This window comes from Paenibacillus xylanexedens (assembly GCF_007676705.1).
Classification (GTDB): Bacteria; Bacillota; Bacilli; order Paenibacillales; family Paenibacillaceae; genus Paenibacillus; species Paenibacillus xylanexedens_C.
Genome location: NZ_VEBF01000002.1, coordinates 727,044 through 744,989 on the forward strand (window position 1 = coordinate 727,044; position 17,946 = coordinate 744,989).

Consider the following 17,946-nt stretch of genomic DNA (forward strand, 5'->3'; position numbering starts at 1 on the left):
ACAAGAGGGTGTTTTCGCAATTTTTGTATGATATCAGGCTATTTCGATGAATCTACGGGAAACTGTAAAATAAACTCCGTACCTTCGCCTAATACACTATTCACATTAATGACGCCTTGGTGGGCATCTACAATATTTTTCACAATGGCTAAACCGAGTCCAGTACCTACACTTTCCCCCCGAACACGCGCCTTGTCTGCTTTGTAGAATCGTTCGAAAATAAAAGGCAAGTCGGATGAAGGAATCCCTACACCCTGATCTTTCACAGATACTCTGACAAACGGAGCACGAAGATGCGTGACCAGCTCAGCAGAGATCATGACATCTTTGCCAGAAGGAGTATGCCTGAACGCATTGTCCAGCAAATTCGTGAATACTTGCTCCAGTCGATCCTCATCTGCCTGTTGAAGTTCAATAGTTGGCTGTTTGCATTCAAACTGCAGTCGGATTCCCTGTTCTTTTGAACGCACCGAGAACTTCCGATACATACGTTCCAACAGTTCTTCGAGGTCAACCTTCTTCATCACCATGTCCGTATGTCCAGCTTCCATTCGGGCAAGATCAAGCAAGTCTTTGACCAGTCTTCCCATCCGTAGTGACTCATCATGAATGACCTGAATGAGTTCTTCATTCTCCTCGGGTGAGGTTGCCATGCCGTCCAGAAGCGCTTCGCTGTAGCCTTGCATCATGGATAATGGGGTACGTATCTCATGAGATACGTTAGCCACGAAATCACGCCGCATCTTCTCCAGCCGAACTTCTTCTGTTACATCTCTCAAGACGGCCACAGCACCTCTGACAACACTGTCAGCGTACAAAGGTGCCATCTGAACAGACCAGACACCTTGCTGTACATGAACATTGGAGTTCTGATCCCCACCTTGCTCCATCACCATTCTGAACAAAGGAAGGAGGGGCTCCGGTACATCGCGTGAAGACTTGCCAGACTGCTCGGAATCTTGTCCTTCATCCATTTGTGCCCAATCTAGATCATACCAAGCCTGCATAATCTTCTCTCCTGGCGGATTCGTCAGGATAACTTTACCTTCACCATCAAAAGTAACCACCGCATCGGTCATGCTTCGAAGCACACTCGCCAAATGCTCTTTCTCATGGTTAAGGTTTCGAATATTATCTTCAAGTTGTGCGGCCATATGATTAAACGTATTGGCAAGCTCACCAATCTCATCACTCGTTACCAGGGAGAGACGTGTTCCGTAGTTCCCTTTGCGAATCGCATTGGCTGCCTGAATCAATTGCTGCATGGGCTGCGTTATTTTGGTGAATAGAAACAATGCAAAAAACGTGGTTAAACTGAATCCGATTATACAGATATAGGTGAACAACCGCTTAATATCTCTGGATTCGGATTCTGCAAAGTTCGTATCAATGTAAGGCAGCAAAAAAAGACCCAGCGCTATAAGTACACAACCCACAAGGCAGATAATAGTGATCCATAACTTCCCGACCAGTGATCTCCAGAAACTAAAACTACTTCGGTACTTCCAGTTTATAACCCACACCCCACACCGTCGTAATCATGGCCGCCGATTCAGGCGATACCTTGTTAAGTTTCTCGCGAAGACGCTTCACGTGCGTATCCACGGTACGAAGATCGCCAAAGAATTCGTAATTCCATACATCTTTGAGCAATTCTTCTCTGGAGAAAACTTTGTCGGGAGATGTTGCCAGATAGTGCAGCAATTCATATTCTTTGGGCGTAAGACTGATTTCTTCGCCACCAGCCGTTACGCGGTGGGCATCATGCTCAATAACCAGGTGCGGGAATACAATGTTATTACTCGAATTGCTCTCCTTGGAGAGATAAGCTGTAGCGGAAGATCGACGCAAAATTGCTTTTACGCGATAAATCACTTCACGCGGGCTGAATGGTTTAACAACATAATCATCAGCGCCAACTTCGAAGCCCTGAACCCGGTTAATCTCTTCACCTTTTGCAGTGAGCATCAAAACCGGCGTTGATTTCACCTGACGAAGGCGGGTACACACTTCAACTCCATCCATACCCGGTAACATGACATCAAGCAAAATCAATCCGTAGTCCCCTGCTGTTGCTTTACGCAGCGCAGTTTCTCCATCCTCGGCCTCATCAATTTCATAACCTTCTTTTTCAAGATACATTTTCAAAAGTCTGCGGATTCTCTCTTCGTCATCCACGACCAGTATTCGATTCTCATGTTCAGCCATGTCTCTCCAGCCCCTTTGCAATAACTCCTCATCACTTCTATTATGTTCGATCTGGCGAACAATATTTGAATACCCTTCAATTAAAAGGTACGTTTGTGTTCCCGTTTCTAAACTCAACCTTTGCAATACGAGTCTACCCTAGTCCGCTCCAGCGTAAGAATGTAATCCCGCAATAACCAGATTCACCCCAACCAGCGTAAACATGACAACCAGGAAGCCAAGAACTGCAAGCCATGCAGACTTCTGACCTTGCCAACCTCTGGATAAACGCAAATGCAGATACACACTATAATATAGCCATGTAATCAATGCCCACACCTCTTTAGGGTCCCAACCCCAAAAGCGACTCCAGGCAATCTGAGCCCAGATCATGGCGAAGATTAATGCTCCCAACGTAAATATTGGAAAACCAATGGCAATCGCGCGATAACTAATTTCATCCAGATCATCGGCATCGATTCCATCCATCATCGGCTGTAAGGCTTGTCCGAGTGGTCTGCGCACAAGAAGTCGTACAATTCCATACAGGATTAGACCAACAATAAGTGACCAAACCACCGTATTCAGCTTGCGCCCGGCATTTACCCCATTCATCCAGGAAGGCGTCTCAAGTAAAGGTTTTTTCATGCCAAGAAACGGTGTCATGCTCTCCACTTCGCTATTATATGGAGCAAAAATCGGAGGCATGCGATAAATCACTTTCTCTATTGTACTATTTTCCTGTACCTCTGTGTCAATGCTGACCGTTTTCTGCACAAAAACCGTCTCATAGCCAGCCGCACGAAAGGCAAATACCGTTCCAATAAATCCGATGACTACGACGATCGTTATCAGGGTAAATTCGACCCAACCACGCTGGCGTCTTGAAGATTTGTCTTTCCCACTGAAATCAACGGTACGGAGCAAATACATGAACCCTGCCGCAAAACCCACGGCGAAGAATGCTTCACCAAGCGCGGCCAACGTCACGTGAATTTTCAACCAGATGGACTGAAGTGCCGGGATTAATGGTTGTACTTCCTGAGGAAATACAGCGGCATACGCCATAATGATGATGGTAAGTGGTAAAGCAAACAAACCTAGTAATGACTTGCGGTATATGGCATATACAACAATAAATGCAACCATGATCATCATGGACAGGAAAGACATGAACTCGTACATGTTACTAACCGGGATATGACCTGCCCCAGCCCATCGGGTTACAAAAAATACGATATGTGCTGCCAAGGCGACAGTCGAAGCGATAAAAGCTCTTTTACCCCAGCGATTCATATGGTCCAGAGGATCACGATTACTCCATTTTTTGCCCATTACCGCGACAGCATATAACAAGAATGCAGCACAATAGAGAAAGAAAGATACGATAAATGCGTCGCTGCTGAAATCCAATAATCTCATGCCTGGTTCCCCCCGTTATCCAACGACTTCTCTTCCACTTCCAGATTCATCTGTTTCAAGACGGCCGCAACTTCACGCCTGAAGCCAAACCAGTTTTTGTTGGTATGTCCACCCAAAGTGAGCTGTTTATCATCAAAACGAATCCAGATGCGGCGATGATGCCAATAAAAACCCATGACCAGACCCAACATAACAATACCGGCTCCTACCCACACAAAAGGCATTGCCTTATCCACTCTTATATTGAGATAACTTACGGACTGAATAATATCGACCTTGTCCATGCTGTCTACTTCCAGCTGTAAAGGAATCTCAGCTCCAATCAGCTGTTGGTTAATCGCATCCTGTTGAAACCGTTGTTTATCAATCTGCTTCGCAAAATACAGATATTGTATCCCTTCTTGCGGCAGATCCGGTCCCTTGATGAGAAAGAGAAAAGCAGGTGCATTAGGTGAAGGCGATTTTGATTTGGGCTCACCATTCTCATCCAACCCAAAGTCCATGAACTTTTCTTTTATCGTCAGTTCATAAGGACCTGCTTCAAATGTTCTTTGGGTATCTACCATATCGATCTTAATCGCCCCGTATACTTCACCCGTCTTCGCATTGACCAGATCAGGCGTTACCGACCTAATAGTGGGTGTTAAATCATAGTCAAACTGATAGGCTTTCAGACCGTTATAATTCAATGGATGATTCACGCGTACATCATGTCTGGCCACCTCAGCTAATTGAGGTTTCTTTGAGAGATCCGAACAATCTGCTGTACATTCATACAAAACAACTTTCGTTTCGAACAGTTTCGGAACAGTTTTATTGAGGTTACGGAATTGCTCGGGTACTTCTTCCTCACTGTAGAATTCAACATTAAACTGTTCGTTCTGCAGATACATCGACGTATTCGGGATCTTTTTGATCTCACCTTCAGGAAAAGCGACATGCTCGTCCAGATTCAGACCAGGAAGTCCTCGTGCGAGCACCGCCAGCAGAAATATAATGAGTCCAATATGGATCACATATGGGCCCCATCGACTGAATCGCTGTTTCTCGGCGAGTAATGCATCACCCTGCGAGTGCACGCGGTATCCTTTCTTTTTCAGCGGCGTAACCGCTTTCTTAATCCAGTCTTCGGGTGCCTCTTCGATGGAACCTTGGTACACCAGACGCTGTCTTGTCAAAAATTGCGTATGCTTACGTATTCTCTGTTTATTAAGTGCTTTGTAGAGCGGTAGGACGCGATCCAGGCTGCATATCACCAATGATGCCCCAATCAGCACCAGCAGTAGAATAAACCACCAGGATTCGTATGTATGGGATAGACCCAACAGATAATAAATATGACCCAACTGGCCGTAGGTTTCTTTGTAATACACGGAAGGATCGATATTCAGAAATGTACTTTCTTGCGGATAGATCGTGCCAAGCATCGAGCCTACAAGCGTGAAGACAATCATATAGACGGCAATTTTGACGGATGAAAAAAAGTTCCATACGCGGTCAATGATATTGGGATTACTGCGCTGTGAACGGCGCGCCATGCCATCATAACGCATTTCCAGCACTTCATCCGATTTAGCTTCTGCCTCCAGCAACGGCTTGCCACATGCTTCACACAGCACAGTGCCGACTGGATTTTGGTGTCCGCACTCACATTTGGTATTTTGGAACACGAATAGACCTCCTGTCAGGGCTGCTTCGCCAGTTGCGAAATTTGAGCGTCAAGTGTGTCCAAATCAAGTTGCCCGATATGAATGGTAGAGATTTTGCCCGTGTCGGATACAAAAAATGTCGTTGGCATCGGAGAGATTCCGAAATCACGAACCGAGTTCTTCTCCCGGTCAAGCATGATTGGAAACGTAACCCCAACCTGCCGGACAAAATTATCCACGGTCATCTGGTCTTCCCCAACATTGATCCCGACAAATTGCACTCCTTGGTCCTTCCATTTGTCAGCTTGTGCCTGAAGTGCAGGCATTTCTTTAACACAAGGCTCACACCACGTGCCCCAGAAGTTGATCACCATTGCTTTTCCTTTGTACTCATCAGACGTATGAACTTGACCATCCAGGCCCAGCAGTTCAAAAGAAGGAGACTTGTCCCCTTCCTTTGGCTTGCCATTCGAGCCGGATACCGATGTGGTAATCGCATATCCGCCCAACACCAGGATCAATAACAAAATGACGATTTGCACCGTTCTTCTTGATTTCCCCATGTGCTGCTCCCCTTTTAAGTGACTGTAGCATTCGCATCTCATTGGTATAAGACAACTGTGAACATCCTATGAACAATTATAGCGAATTTCGTCACAAAACTGCGGCGGTTTTATGAAAATTATGTGTCCTCACATTACCTTTTTTTCATTTTTTTGGCTGGTTCTGATTGTGCGAGGGTAATCAGGTTGTTGACTTCCTCTTTGGTCAGATTGCGTGTCAAACCTCGTTTCAGGTTTTGTAGCAAAATCCCACCAAACGAAATCCGTTTCAGACGGGTTACCGGATGGTTGATTGCCTCGAACATGCGTCTAACCTGACGGTTACGTCCTTCGTAGATCGTAATGGAAATGACCGACTCATTGGCCGCCGTATCCACATCTTTGTACTCCACCTCTGCAGGAGCAGTCATGCCGTCATCCAGCATAATGCCTGTCTTTAATTTCTCCAGAGCTGTACCATGCGGCACACCTTTAACCGTTGCATGATACGTTTTAGGTACGTGATGCTTCGGGTGCGTCAACAAATGTGCAAACTCACCATCATTGGTCAGAATTAATAATCCCTCTGTGTCATAATCCAGACGACCCACAGGATATACGCGTTCCTTGACACCTTTCAAATAGTCGGATACAATTTTCCGACCTTCCGGGTCAGATGCACTTGTAATTACGCCTTTTGGCTTGTTCAACATCAAGTACACTTTTTTCTCACTGCGGATCGGTTTTCCATTAACCGTAATCATATCCTCTTCGGGGTTCGCTTTCGTACCCAGTTCGGTTACGACCTCCCCGTTAACTTCCACTTTGCCGGACAGGATCAGTTCCTCGCTCTTGCGGCGGGATGCAATGCCTGCCTGTGCGATAATTTTTTGTAATCTTTCCATGTTTGTCATGTCACCTCACACTAATGATACCCATCAAACAGGGAAATCACAAGGATAATCCAATGATTTTGTAAACTAGCGCCACGAATATTCATTTTAAGGTATCTTCTACCTCCAGATTAACGGAGAAAAAGCCTACCTGTACACAACCTGTTTTTCACAGATGGCGTAAAGATAAGCCTTTTCCTCAAATCATTTAATTGGAAACTTTACCGACAACCGCAATCTGCTTTTTGGCAGGCGTGCTGCTGTCTTTAATGAAAGTCTGCAATGTTTTGGAAGTAATATAATAGGTGCGTCCACCGTACACAAATGTCATCATACCAATTACCCGGTTGTTCTGATCCAGAACAGGGCCACCTGAATTACCTTGTGCCATGGATTTCACAATACTGCCGATTCCTTTTTTACCTGGAACGTCCGAAGCTTGGGAACTGAACACTCTGCTTTTGGCTATCGTATTGTAGGTTGAAGGAAAATCTTCATCCAGGATGACAAGATCACCAGCAGGATTTTTGGGGAATCCAATCGTATAGACAACCTGATTATCCCTTGCATTCGTGAATGTGACCGGTTTGGCGTCTATTTCCTTGTCCAGCTTCAGCAGTGCCATGTCTGTCACTGGATCTGTCTTAATAATCTTCGCCTTTACAGGCTTACCCAAAGAGCCAGGACTCGCAACAGTCAGTGTACCTTCATCGCCATCAGACAATTCAGCATAACCCTGAACGACATGATAATTCGTGAGCACTTCATCCTTCGAGATCAGGATTGAGGTACCAACATCATAATACACCATATCCGGGTCATCCTGCTTAACCAAACGTACATTCACGACTGGAAAAGAATCCGCTGTGACTGCCATTTGTGCACGCAACTGTTTGTCGAAGTAACCTGTAAAATGTATCGTCTGAACGGCTTGGGCCGCCGCCATTCCCGTTGACCCTGCGAGCATTGCAATGGCAAGCACGCCTGACATTCCGAAACGGAGCACTCGTTTCCAACTCTTCTGCATGTCTCACTCTCCTCCGCTATTATTCTAGCATATCTAATATATCGGAAGGAAAGGAGATATCTTTTAACCGAAAACAAGTAAACAAATGGCTAGCGCAGCGATAAAACCAACGACATCGGAAAACAACCCCACTTTGAGTGCATATCGACCGTTACGAATACCCACTGCTCCAAAATAGACAGTCAACACGTATAACGTGGTATCCGTACTCCCCTGAATCGTAGATGCCATGCGTCCGATCATAGAGTCAGGGCCATGGGTTTTGATCAGATCTGTCGTAAATGCAAGAGAGCCTGTCCCGGTCAATGGACGCAGAATCCCGAGTGGTAACACTTCTCCCGGCACACCCATCCATGATACAAGCGGTGCGAATAGACTAATTACAAAATCCAATGCACCCGAGGCACGAAATACGCTGATTGCGACCATCATGCCCACGAGATGCGGAATAATGCTAATTGCAGTCGAGAATCCATCTTTGGCCCCATCAACAAAAGATTCGTATACCGGGACCTTTTTGGTAAACGCATATAATGGAACAAACGCGATAATAACCGGGATGGCCCAGACAGAGATCCAGTTGATGAAGGTTAACAAGGGTGCTCATCCTTTCATGCCGGGATTGCCACTTTTCTGTATACGCGGCGGTTTGTGTAATGCCCTGTTTCGATACCAGCGATCGGCGATTATAGCAGCAAGTGTAGCGATAATGGTAGCCATCAATGTTGTTCCCACAATCTCTGTTGCATTGGCAGAATGATAGTTTAAGCGGATGGCGATCAGCGTTGTCGGAATAATGGTAATACTAGCCGTATTCAGAGCCAGTAAGGTGCACATGGCAGGAGAAGCGGTTTGTTTGTCCGGATTAAGCTCCTGCAGCTGTTGCATGGCTTTGATTCCCATCGGTGTAGCCGCATTTCCAAGCCCCAGCAGATTGGCACTCATATTGGAGAGAATATAACCCATTGCCGGATGATTTTTGGGCACATCAGGGAACAGGAAACCAACAACCGGACCGAGCAGCTTGGCGATCCTCGCCAGAAGACCGGCATCTTCAGCCATTTTCATCATCCCCATCCAGAACACAAGCACACTAATCAGTCCAAAACAGACCGTGACTCCCGTTGCCGCTCCATCGAAAGCAGCTTGCGTGACCACTTCGATATTGCCGTTGACGGCTGCAAAAGCAAATCCGATTAAGATCATGAGTAGCCAAATTAGATTGATCATGGGTTATACCCTCCCCTCAATGTCAATTTAGCTAAGGTGATAACAGGTGACTTAATACAGCACGCCATGCTGCTGCCCAGGAAGTGACATCGCCAATTCCGCCCAGCGTTGCATCTTCTGTCTTCGGTTCAGGAGGAATATAACTACCTTTGCGGTACACCGGAATGGAGCCAACAAGTTTGCCATCAAGCTGCATATCAATCCGACCTGCCAATCCGAACGAAGGATCTGTCGATTGTTCATTGCCTTCCGTTTCAGACTGTCTTCGATTTTCGTGTAGGATCAACTTCTTGGTCAATGAGCCTTGTTCACTCTTAGCCAGTGGGTACCAAAATCCGCGGCCTGTAACGACATCTGTATTTTGAACAGGCTGTTCTTGCTTCGCGACCTCTACCAACGGGAAGTACTCAAACCCGAAATCAAGCATCCGAGCATGATCGTTCCAATCGTTTCCGTCGTTCAACGTTACCGCGGCGAGCTGCTGACCATTACGTGTAGCGGAGCTGACCAAACATCTAAAAGCTTTCTTCGTGTAGCCGGTTTTCACTCCATCCGCACCTTCATACATCCGCAGCATTTTATTTTTGTTGTGCCAGGAGTATTCCCAGCTTTCATTGGGATTCGGTGCGGATTTGTCCTCCGTGGCTACGATGCGTTTGAACACAGGATTGTGTAGCGCATATGCCGTTAATCGGGCCAAATCATTAGCTGTTGAATAATGACCTTCTGCATCCAGTCCATGAGGGTTCATAAAGTGGGAATGCGTCAGACCGATTTGCTCCGCCTTTTTGTTCATTAACAGGACAAAGCCTTCTTCTGAACCTCCCACATGTTCTGCGATCGCAGAGGCAGCGTCATTGCCTGAACGGAGCATTAGCCCGTACAACATGTTTTCAAGCGTCATCTCTTCACCTAACTTGAGATAGAGAGATGATCCTTCTTTGGCAAAAGCGGTGGGCGTCACTTTAACTTTTTCATCCAGCTTGCTGTGTTCAATCGCAACGATTGCCGTCATGATTTTGGTCAAACTGGCAATTCGCAGTTCCTTATCCCCATCTTTGCTGTATAAGATCCGGCCTGATGTGACATCAATGAGAGCAGCGCTTTGCGCATGTGTAGACGGACCTTGAATTGTTGCCTGGGCTTGAGTAACCCCAAATGAAGACAGCAAGAAGACAGGGATAAGCATGCATGCAATGACTTTCGTTATTTTTCGCATCAATTCATTCCTCCGGGTCACTTGGAATCTTGTACTATCTTATGTTCGGACAACTTGGAGTATGTCCCATAGGGGAAAACAACAAAAAATCCCTCTCGCATGGGGTGCGGAAGGGATCGTTGCGTGTAGATCTTAGCTATAGGTTGATGGGTCTGGTGTAACGGGTACATCTGTTGTATTCGTTTGTGTTGTATCCGTTTGTGTTGTATTACGTTGGAACATGCCCTGGATTCGGTCAAGAACATAAGGCGTAGAGTCAATGAGCTTCTCAAACAAATGCGTGGAGTTATCGAGTGGTACAATGTGTACCCCTTGTTTACCAACGACAAGAAATGCGATTGGGCGGATGGAAACTCCACCACCACTACCTCCACCAAAAGGTGAAGATACAGAGGCATGCTCTGTCTTCGCTCCAGTCGTGGAACCAGTCTCCTTATTCTTTTCATCATTCACGCGAAAATCGCTACCACCTGCTGCAAATCCGAAACCCACTTTACTGATCGGCAGAATGACTGTACCGTCAGGTGTTTCAACTGCATCGCCAACGATAGTATTGACATCCACCATGGCCTTGATATTTTCCATTGCAGTTTCCATTAAGCCTTGAATTGGATGATCTGACATCTGAATTCCCTCCAGTTTCAATGTAAGCTAGGTTTGATCTAACCATATGATCCCCAAACACCAGGGGACTTATGTAACAAATGCATTTTATCCATATCCTGCGATTTCTCAGTCTCATCTGGGTTAAATGTGTATCTAGTGTTCTACACATCACTGTACCCATCAGAAACTGCCGGTCCAAATTGGGAAAACACGAACGAATAACACATCGCTGTCTTCAAAAAGTTACGGTTTTGCTCCTTCGAGCTTTTGTTTCTCCTTGTGTTTACGACGCTGCTCCCGCAGTAGCTTGAACCACATCCGCCATCCGCCCTCGACTTGTAACACTCGGGTTAATAACCTTATTCCCGCAACCATAATGGCTGTAATCCGGATCTTCAATCGGAATTCAAGTTCCGTCCGAAACTCCATCTCATCTGACCATACCGGCATAACTTCAAGCATTGGCGTCTTTTCAAACTTAACCTGATAGGTCAGAAAACCAATGATAATGGACTTGATTCCCCATACCCAGCCCGTAAGGACAGCCGTATACGCTGCATCACTTACCCCGATGTGAGTAGACCAGGACAGTTGGGTCATATGTACACGAGTAAGGGTCTGCTTCAGCCAGAGCTTTAGCGCATCGGTAGCCCTCAGCATGATTTTGACATCTTTAACCCACTTTTTAACTTTACGTTTGTTGACTCGCTCGCTTCCCTCGGCCCTCCCTCTGGAATGATTCATGGATTGTTCGGTCTTGACCAGAAAACCTTCCTTCATATTGCGAAAAACAATACTCGGGATCTCATAGTTCATTCGAACAATTCCATAGAGAAGACGAACATTAATATTGGCGTAGTCATCACTTTTGTGTTTTCTGAATGTAAAATGTACATGAACATTTGAGATGAGGACTGCGGCAATCAGCAATGCGAACAACAAACCGATTCCTCCAAGCCAAATCCACACAGGCCTTACCTCCAAGCCCTCAATTCTTTTCTCGTCTAGTATGGCACTCTGGATAGGAAAAAATTCACGTTGGACCTAAAAATCCCATTTCGTATTTGTTTGGAAACGGTCCGTTATACCTTTTATATACATGAATTGGACTACACTGGTACTCCGATGACAGAATAACCTTCCGATCGCTGTTATCCCCAGATTTTTTTGATTCCCTTCTCTAAAGGGTAAATCCGGGGATAAAGGCGAACACTCCGTTTCTTCAGCTTATTTCTGTCCTCTCCGTTTTGTGTAAATATTACGTTCAATTCATCTAAAAATAATGCACAAAAAAACCGACTCCACTAATGGTGTCGGTTAATATGAACTTGCAAATTAAAGTGAAGAATCCGGATTATCCTCTTCATTGTCGACATGAATTAGATCATCCGCCGTATCAGCACTGTCCGGTTCCAGTTGTTGCAAATCCAGTTTGTTGAATAACAATTGTGTCTCTTCCTCCAGGTTTTCCGAATCTTCGAACAAACCTGGTTCTGGCAGATCTTTAAGGGAAGCCAGTCCGAAGTAATCCAAAAATGACTTGGTCGTTCCATAGAGAATCGGTCGTCCGATCGCCTCGGCTCGTCCCACTTCAATAATCAGATCCTTATTCACAAGTGTATGAATAGCACGCTCCGATTTTACACCACGGATTTCCTCAATCTCAACCCGTGTAATCGGCTGCCGATATGCCACGATGGCCAGCGTCTCCAGAGCCGCCTGCGATAAGGAGGTACGAGCTGGAGAGTATGCAAGTTTCTCGAAATACACTGCATGCTCAGGCAAGGTGCCCAGCTGGACTACACCAGCGATTTTGAGAATCTGTACACCTCGTCCCTGCTGTGTAAATTCACTGATCATCTCCTCAATCGCGTCCGTTACCAGCTCAACTCGCTGATCGACGATCTCGGCAATTTGTTTGATACTCAGACCTTCTTCTCCGGACAAAAACAGCAGGCCTTCAATAATCGATTTCAATTTCGGAAAATCCATGATTCTTTGTTTCCCCTCTCCACTCCATAACGATATCCTCAAACATCCGTTCCTGATAACAGACAATCTGCTTCATCTTCATCAGTTCCAGCACCGCCAGAAAAGTCACGACAATCTCATGGCGATAGATATGCTCATCCATTAACTTGGAGAATAAAAGTCTGCCTCCCGGCCCCATACTTTCCAAAGCGCCGATGACATCCCGTATCCGGTCCTTAACCGAAATTTCATCCCGTTTGATCCGGGTTACAGTTGTACGCTTCTCTGCCTTGCGTAGCGCCTTCTGGAATGCAGCAATCAGATCAGAGGTATGCAAACCCTCTACCGGGTTCGAAGGGGCTTCTACAGGCATATACGGGCGCAGATCCTCGGGCTCTTTGGAAAAAATAAGGCTCCGTTCCCACTCCCGTTCATGAAGATGACGTGCAATGCCCTTGTATTTGCGATATTCAATCAGACGTGCAATCAGCTCTGCACGTGGATCATAATCTTCTTCTTCCATATAATCATAATCCTCGAAATCCTCAATTACCGGTGGTTTGGGCAATAAAAGTTTGCTCTTGATCGACAGCAGTGTTGCTGCCATGACCAGAAATTCACTCGTAATATCCAGTTCCAATTCCTGCATCGAATGCAGATACGCCATGTATTGATCGGTAATATCGCTGATGGGAATATCCTGGATATGAATTTCAGCCTTATCAATCAGATGGAGCAGCAGATCCAAAGGCCCTTCAAAAGTCTCCAGTTTGTATGTAACTACCGTCACTAGACGAATCCTCCCGCCAGAAAAATACAAAACCCTGCTAAGCCGTCCGAATCCGGTCTCCCGTTTTCGTCTGCGCAAAGCAGGGCACTACTATTAAATAAGCACTATTTTAGCTGTTTCGTCAAGTTTGCCATCTCAATTGCCGCCGTAGCTGCATCCCAACCTTTGTTACCCGCCTTGGTTCCGGCACGTTCAATCGCTTGTTCAATATTTTCTGTTGTAACCAGACCGAAGATTGTAGGCACGCCTGTTTTCAGGTTAATTGCCGCTACCCCTTTAGCCATCTCGTTACATACATAATCGTAATGTGTAGTTGATCCACGAATGACAGTTCCCAGCGTAATCACCGCATCATACTTGCCACTCTCCGCCATTTTCTGCGCTATTAAAGGGATTTCGAACGCACCTGGGACCCAGGCTACATCCACTTCCTCATCCTTCACGCCGTGACGTTTGAATGCATCGAGCGCTGCGCTAAGCAATTTGCTCGTGATGAATTCGTTGAAACGTCCAACAACAACTCCATATCTTAATCCTTCTGATACTAAATGTCCTTCAAAAAATTGTGGCATTCATGTCATCTCCCTAACGGTATAATATAATGTAAGCACCGGATGTCTCTTAGTAACGACTTCCATAAATTACATATCAAAAGTTATTCATTTAAAATACATTTACTCTTCGTTCTGCTCGATATCATCGAACTTGAGCATATGACCCAACTTGGCTTGTTTCGTATGAAGATAGACGGTATTGTCCTCGTTCTCTTGCATCTGAATTGCAACCCGCTCCACCACTTCAAGTCCATATCCTTCCAGACCTTTGATCTTGCGAGGATTGTTGGTCAGCAGTCTGATCTGACGAACCCCAAGGTCTTTCAGAATTTGAGCGCCAATCCCGTAATCACGCAAGTCGGCAGCAAAGCCCAGCTTCAGGTTTGCATCGACGGTGTCCAGACCTTCTTCTTGGAGCTTGTAAGCTTTGAGTTTGTTGATCAGGCCAATCCCTCGACCTTCCTGTCTCATATAGAGCAGTACGCCATTGCCTTCCTCGTGAATCTGTTTGAGTGCCGCATCAAACTGGGGACCACAATCACAACGATGGGAATGAAATACATCGCCTGTCAAACATTCAGAGTGCACACGCACCAGGACAGGTTTCGAACCATCAATCTCACCTTTGACCAGAGCCACATGCTCCTTGTTGTCTACAGCGTTCGTATATGCCACTGCTTGAAACTCGCCAAAATCTGTTGGCATACGCACAGCCACTTCACGTTGAACCAGCTGCTCTTTTTCGTTACGGTAACGAATCATGTCTTGAATACTGATCAGCTTCAGATCATGCTTGCGGGCAATCTCCTGCAGATCCGGAAGTCTGGCCATCGTACCATCTTCCTTGATTACTTCACAGATTACGCCCGCAGGGTAGGAACCACACATGATAGCGAGATCTACAGCCGCTTCCGTATGTCCGGCACGGCGCAGTACACCGCCATCTTTTGCAATCAACGGGAACATGTGACCAGGCTTGCGGAAGTCCCCAGCTTTCGCTTCAGGATCAATCAGCCCCTTCACGGTGATGGAACGTTCATGTGCCGAGATACCCGTTGTAGTATCTTTGTGGTCCACAGAGACGGTAAAGGCCGTTCCATGGAAATCTGTATTTTGTTGAACCATGGGTTTCAGGTTAAGTTCGTCCGCACGTTGTTGTGTAATCGGAACACAGACCAGACCTCTGCCCTCAGTGATCATGAAATTAATCACTTCAGGTGTTGCCTTTTCGGCCAAAGCGATAAAATCGCCTTCGTTCTCCCGATCTTCATCATCCACAACAATGATGGGTTTGCCACGCATGAGATCGTATATGGCTTCTTCTACCGTGTCCAAAATGGATTGTTCTGACATTGGTCCACCTCCAGTGTATTTCTGTTCTCTATGTTCTTGTATAGATGTTATGCAAATCCGTGATTGGCGAGAAAATCTTCACTGATACTGCGCGGCTTGCCAGCAACTGTCTCCTGATGTCCTCTTCCATACTGAAGCAGATGATCCACATATTTGCCTAAAATATCGCATTCGATATTAATGGTATCCCCTGTCTTTTTCACATTTAGTACAGTCTCACCAATGGTGTGCGGGATAATGGAAACGGTGAATGCACTCTGTGAAGTATGAACAACAGTCAAGCTAATACCGTCCAATGTAACGGACCCCTTAGGAATCAGGTATTTGAACAACTGGTGATCATCAGGTTTGATTTCAAACACAATCGCATTCTGATCACGTGTTATACTGCCAATCACTCCAGTACCATCCACATGGCCTTGAACGATATGTCCGCCAAAACGGCCACCTGATTGCATGGCTCGCTCCAGATTGACTTTACTGCCAGATTGCAACTGACTGAGATTGGTATGCCGAAACGTTTCAGGCATTACATCAGCGGTAAAACCTCCACCTTCCAGCGTTGTCGCAGTTAAGCACACTCCGTTCACTGCTACACTATCGCCAATCTTCAGATCGTCCATGATGGCGGAAGCTCCGATATTCAGGACCATCGCTTCGCCTTTCCGACCAATACGCCGAATCTGACCGACTTCTTCCACCAAACCGGTAAACATGCTGCCGCCTCCCTCGATCATTTCTAAGGACCCTAACTTACTACTTTAAGATCCATTTATTTATTCAGGCCATACCGGAATACCGCCAATGCTGATATTATCCCCAACTTGTTCGATTTCCAGCTGATTCAATTGAATCGCCTGATTCATGCGTTCCACACCCTCAAAGCGGAAACTTCCAGGTGTATCATAACCGCCTACAATCTTTGGAGCGATGAACATAAGTAGTCGATCGACCAACCTTGCCTCCAGCATGGCTCCATTCAGGGTGCCTCCACCTTCAAGCAAAATTGAACCAATCTCACGCTCACCCAGCTTGCTAAGTCCGCTTAACAGATCCACACGTGGCCCAGGACCACAGCGTATAATTTCGACACCATAGGCTTCCAAACGCTCAGCAGCTTCAGGACTGGCTTCGTCTGTTGTCAGTACCCATGTTGGGGCTAGACCATCTTTAACCATTTTGGCACCTAAAGGAAGACGTAACTTGGAATCCACCACAATGCGTACCGGACTGATGCCTTCCACTTGCAAACGGGTTGTAAGCTCCGGATTATCGGCAATCACTGTGTCTACGCCAACCATAATTCCCTGGTGACGATGACGAAGGGCATGCACAATCTCACGAGCGGGCTCATTAGAGATCCACTTGCTATCTCCACTGCGAGTGGCAATCTTGCCATCCAACGTAGTAGCTGTCTTCAGCGTCACAAAAGGTAGGCCCGTTGTAATAAATTTAATGAATTTTTCATTCATCCGTCTTCCACGCTCACGCAATACGCCAACTTCAACTTCAATGCCTTGTTGACGGAGCATGCTAATGCCCCTGCCGGATACTTGCGGATTTGGATCTTCACAACATACCACGACACGTTTAACCTTTTCGTGAATCAGGCGTTCACTGCAAGGTGGCGTCTTGCCGTAATGACTACAGGGCTCAAGTGTAACGTATACCGTACTGCCTTCTGCGTCGCTGCCTGCCATGTTCAATGCATGTACCTCTGCATGGCCGGTTCCACGTTTCAGATGACTTCCCAGGCCTACAATACGCCCTTCTTTCACAACTACACATCCAACGACCGGATTAATTCCCGTCTGTCCTTGTGCTCGTTCTGCCATATCAAGTGCCAGTGCCATATAAAATTCATCATTGATCATTTCCAAATCCGTTCACCCCGCGGTTTAAAGTCTTGATTATGAAAAAATCCCCGTCGAACAATCAGTTCGATGGGGATGATGAGAGACAAATGTCAACAGCAGGAGTGAAATGGATACAACACGCCAACACTTTGCCCAAAACTTCATTTGGGGCAAGTGAAAATAGACACATACCTTAATGAACATCAATCACAGGTAAAGAGCTTCTATAGTGTGGCATATGTTGTATGGAACTGTCCGGCGTAACCGGCTCTTCCCTGCACAGTGCAATACATCACGAATAGTGACTGTGCAGCAATACTCCTACTGAGTACAAACCTGTTAGGTCTGCACCTCTCCTTCTCCCATCCAGACTATACTGTCGGTTCTGGAATTACACCAGATCAGCCATCTGCCACAGGCAGACAGGTCACGGACTTTGCATCAAGTGCTGGACATGTGTCCTTACACTTCCTGCATCACCGCCGGTAGGGAATCGCACCCTGCCCTGAAGGATTGCTTTCGTTATTAATTGGATGTTAGCACTTTAATGCCAAAAAATCAATTGTTTTTTGTTCCTTTTTGTCACATACTAACTTTTAATAAGTCAATAAACAACAAAAAACCGCTTCCTCTCAAGGAGGTACGGT

The 17,946-nt window shown here is 46.1% G+C and carries 18 protein-coding genes and 1 riboswitch; all 18 genes read right to left on the minus strand.

Features of this window, described 5'->3' with window-relative positions; all coding sequences use genetic code 11:
* Nucleotides 1-38: 38 nt before the first annotated feature.
* Nucleotides 39-1,436 (minus strand): cell wall metabolism sensor histidine kinase WalK, encoded by a 1,398-nt coding sequence (locus FS628_RS13240; RefSeq protein WP_260871027.1) that lies wholly within the window; start codon nucleotides 1,434-1,436, stop codon nucleotides 39-41.
* 55 nt (nucleotides 1,437-1,491) lie between these two features.
* The gene (locus FS628_RS13245; RefSeq protein WP_017687664.1) at nucleotides 1,492-2,208 is read right to left on the minus strand and encodes a response regulator transcription factor; all 717 of its coding nucleotides are present in this window, start codon (nucleotides 2,206-2,208) and stop codon (nucleotides 1,492-1,494) included.
* A 138-nt stretch (nucleotides 2,209-2,346) separates the two neighbouring features.
* Complete coding sequence (gene ccsA / locus FS628_RS13250) at nucleotides 2,347-3,609, minus strand: cytochrome c biogenesis protein CcsA (RefSeq protein ID WP_145322544.1); 1,263 nt, start codon at nucleotides 3,607-3,609, stop codon at nucleotides 2,347-2,349.
* Nucleotides 3,606-5,279 (minus strand): cytochrome c biogenesis protein ResB, encoded by a 1,674-nt coding sequence (resB, locus tag FS628_RS13255; RefSeq protein WP_145322546.1) that lies wholly within the window; start codon nucleotides 5,277-5,279, stop codon nucleotides 3,606-3,608. The genes ccsA and resB overlap by 4 nt, the downstream gene beginning before the upstream one ends.
* A gap of 14 nt (nucleotides 5,280-5,293) precedes the next feature.
* Nucleotides 5,294-5,821: a redoxin family protein gene (locus FS628_RS13260; RefSeq protein WP_017687661.1), complete on the minus strand. Its 528-nt coding sequence runs from the start codon at nucleotides 5,819-5,821 to the stop codon at nucleotides 5,294-5,296.
* A gap of 134 nt (nucleotides 5,822-5,955) precedes the next feature.
* Complete coding sequence (locus FS628_RS13265) at nucleotides 5,956-6,705, minus strand: pseudouridine synthase (RefSeq protein ID WP_062835222.1); 750 nt, start codon at nucleotides 6,703-6,705, stop codon at nucleotides 5,956-5,958.
* 196 nt (nucleotides 6,706-6,901) lie between these two features.
* Nucleotides 6,902-7,720, minus strand: a complete 819-nt coding sequence (locus FS628_RS13270; RefSeq protein ID WP_145322548.1) for a S1 family peptidase — start codon at nucleotides 7,718-7,720, stop codon at nucleotides 6,902-6,904.
* Nucleotides 7,721-7,783: 63 nt separating this feature from the next.
* Entirely contained in the window at nucleotides 7,784-8,317 is a 534-nt protein-coding gene (locus FS628_RS13275; RefSeq protein ID WP_017687658.1) for a spore maturation protein, read from the minus strand.
* Between the two features lie 6 nt (nucleotides 8,318-8,323).
* A complete protein-coding gene (locus tag FS628_RS13280) occupies nucleotides 8,324-8,950 on the minus strand; it encodes a nucleoside recognition domain-containing protein (protein WP_036672256.1) in 627 nt (208 codons plus the stop codon).
* Between the two features lie 31 nt (nucleotides 8,951-8,981).
* The gene (locus FS628_RS13285; RefSeq protein WP_145322550.1) at nucleotides 8,982-10,169 is read right to left on the minus strand and encodes a D-alanyl-D-alanine carboxypeptidase family protein; all 1,188 of its coding nucleotides are present in this window, start codon (nucleotides 10,167-10,169) and stop codon (nucleotides 8,982-8,984) included.
* A 132-nt stretch (nucleotides 10,170-10,301) separates the two neighbouring features.
* Complete coding sequence (ytfJ, locus tag FS628_RS13290; protein ID WP_145322552.1) at nucleotides 10,302-10,793, minus strand: GerW family sporulation protein; 492 nt, start codon at nucleotides 10,791-10,793, stop codon at nucleotides 10,302-10,304.
* A gap of 225 nt (nucleotides 10,794-11,018) precedes the next feature.
* A complete protein-coding gene (locus FS628_RS13295; protein WP_145322555.1) occupies nucleotides 11,019-11,744 on the minus strand; it encodes a DUF2953 domain-containing protein in 726 nt (241 codons plus the stop codon).
* Between the two features lie 366 nt (nucleotides 11,745-12,110).
* Nucleotides 12,111-12,767 (minus strand): SMC-Scp complex subunit ScpB, encoded by a 657-nt coding sequence (gene scpB / locus FS628_RS13300; protein WP_145322557.1) that lies wholly within the window; start codon nucleotides 12,765-12,767, stop codon nucleotides 12,111-12,113.
* Nucleotides 12,736-13,536 (minus strand): segregation and condensation protein A, encoded by an 801-nt coding sequence (locus FS628_RS13305; RefSeq protein ID WP_017687652.1) that lies wholly within the window; start codon nucleotides 13,534-13,536, stop codon nucleotides 12,736-12,738. The genes scpB and FS628_RS13305 overlap by 32 nt, the downstream gene beginning before the upstream one ends.
* Nucleotides 13,537-13,640: 104 nt before the next feature.
* The gene (gene ribH / locus FS628_RS13310) at nucleotides 13,641-14,108 is read right to left on the minus strand and encodes a 6,7-dimethyl-8-ribityllumazine synthase (RefSeq protein ID WP_145322559.1); all 468 of its coding nucleotides are present in this window, start codon (nucleotides 14,106-14,108) and stop codon (nucleotides 13,641-13,643) included.
* A 102-nt stretch (nucleotides 14,109-14,210) separates the two neighbouring features.
* Nucleotides 14,211-15,443 (minus strand): bifunctional 3,4-dihydroxy-2-butanone-4-phosphate synthase/GTP cyclohydrolase II, encoded by a 1,233-nt coding sequence (locus FS628_RS13315; protein ID WP_145322562.1) that lies wholly within the window; start codon nucleotides 15,441-15,443, stop codon nucleotides 14,211-14,213.
* A gap of 47 nt (nucleotides 15,444-15,490) precedes the next feature.
* Nucleotides 15,491-16,159 (minus strand): riboflavin synthase, encoded by a 669-nt coding sequence (ribE, locus tag FS628_RS13320; RefSeq protein WP_145322564.1) that lies wholly within the window; start codon nucleotides 16,157-16,159, stop codon nucleotides 15,491-15,493.
* A 60-nt stretch (nucleotides 16,160-16,219) separates the two neighbouring features.
* On the minus strand, nucleotides 16,220-17,323 hold the full coding sequence (gene ribD / locus FS628_RS13325; RefSeq protein ID WP_186327811.1) for a bifunctional diaminohydroxyphosphoribosylaminopyrimidine deaminase/5-amino-6-(5-phosphoribosylamino)uracil reductase RibD: 1,104 nt from the start codon (nucleotides 17,321-17,323) through the stop codon (nucleotides 16,220-16,222).
* A 326-nt stretch (nucleotides 17,324-17,649) separates the two neighbouring features.
* Nucleotides 17,650-17,816, minus strand: a riboswitch (FMN riboswitch).
* Nucleotides 17,817-17,946 lie beyond the last annotated feature (130 nt).

Bases quoted from the DNA above. Each gene is read 5' to 3' on its own strand.
- FS628_RS13245 (WP_017687664.1), bottom strand. From the start codon at position 2,208: ATGGCTGAACATGAGAATCGAATACTGGTCGTGGATGACGAAGAGAGA.
- ccsA (WP_145322544.1), bottom strand. From the start codon at position 3,609: ATGAGATTATTGGATTTCAGCAGCGACGCATTTATCGTATCTTTCTTT.
- FS628_RS13260 (WP_017687661.1), bottom strand. From the start codon at position 5,821: ATGGGGAAATCAAGAAGAACGGTGCAAATCGTCATTTTGTTATTGATC.
- FS628_RS13265 (WP_062835222.1), bottom strand. From the start codon at position 6,705: ATGGAAAGATTACAAAAAATTATCGCACAGGCAGGCATTGCATCCCGC.
- FS628_RS13270 (WP_145322548.1), bottom strand. From the start codon at position 7,720: ATGCAGAAGAGTTGGAAACGAGTGCTCCGTTTCGGAATGTCAGGCGTG.
- FS628_RS13280 (WP_036672256.1), bottom strand. From the start codon at position 8,950: ATGATCAATCTAATTTGGCTACTCATGATCTTAATCGGATTTGCTTTT.
- FS628_RS13285 (WP_145322550.1), bottom strand. From the start codon at position 10,169: ATGCGAAAAATAACGAAAGTCATTGCATGCATGCTTATCCCTGTCTTC.
- ytfJ (WP_145322552.1), bottom strand. From the start codon at position 10,793: ATGTCAGATCATCCAATTCAAGGCTTAATGGAAACTGCAATGGAAAAT.
- scpB (WP_145322557.1), bottom strand. From the start codon at position 12,767: ATGGATTTTCCGAAATTGAAATCGATTATTGAAGGCCTGCTGTTTTTG.
- ribH (WP_145322559.1), bottom strand. From the start codon at position 14,108: ATGCCACAATTTTTTGAAGGACATTTAGTATCAGAAGGATTAAGATAT.
- FS628_RS13315 (WP_145322562.1), bottom strand. From the start codon at position 15,443: ATGTCAGAACAATCCATTTTGGACACGGTAGAAGAAGCCATATACGAT.
- ribE (WP_145322564.1), bottom strand. From the start codon at position 16,159: ATGTTTACCGGTTTGGTGGAAGAAGTCGGTCAGATTCGGCGTATTGGT.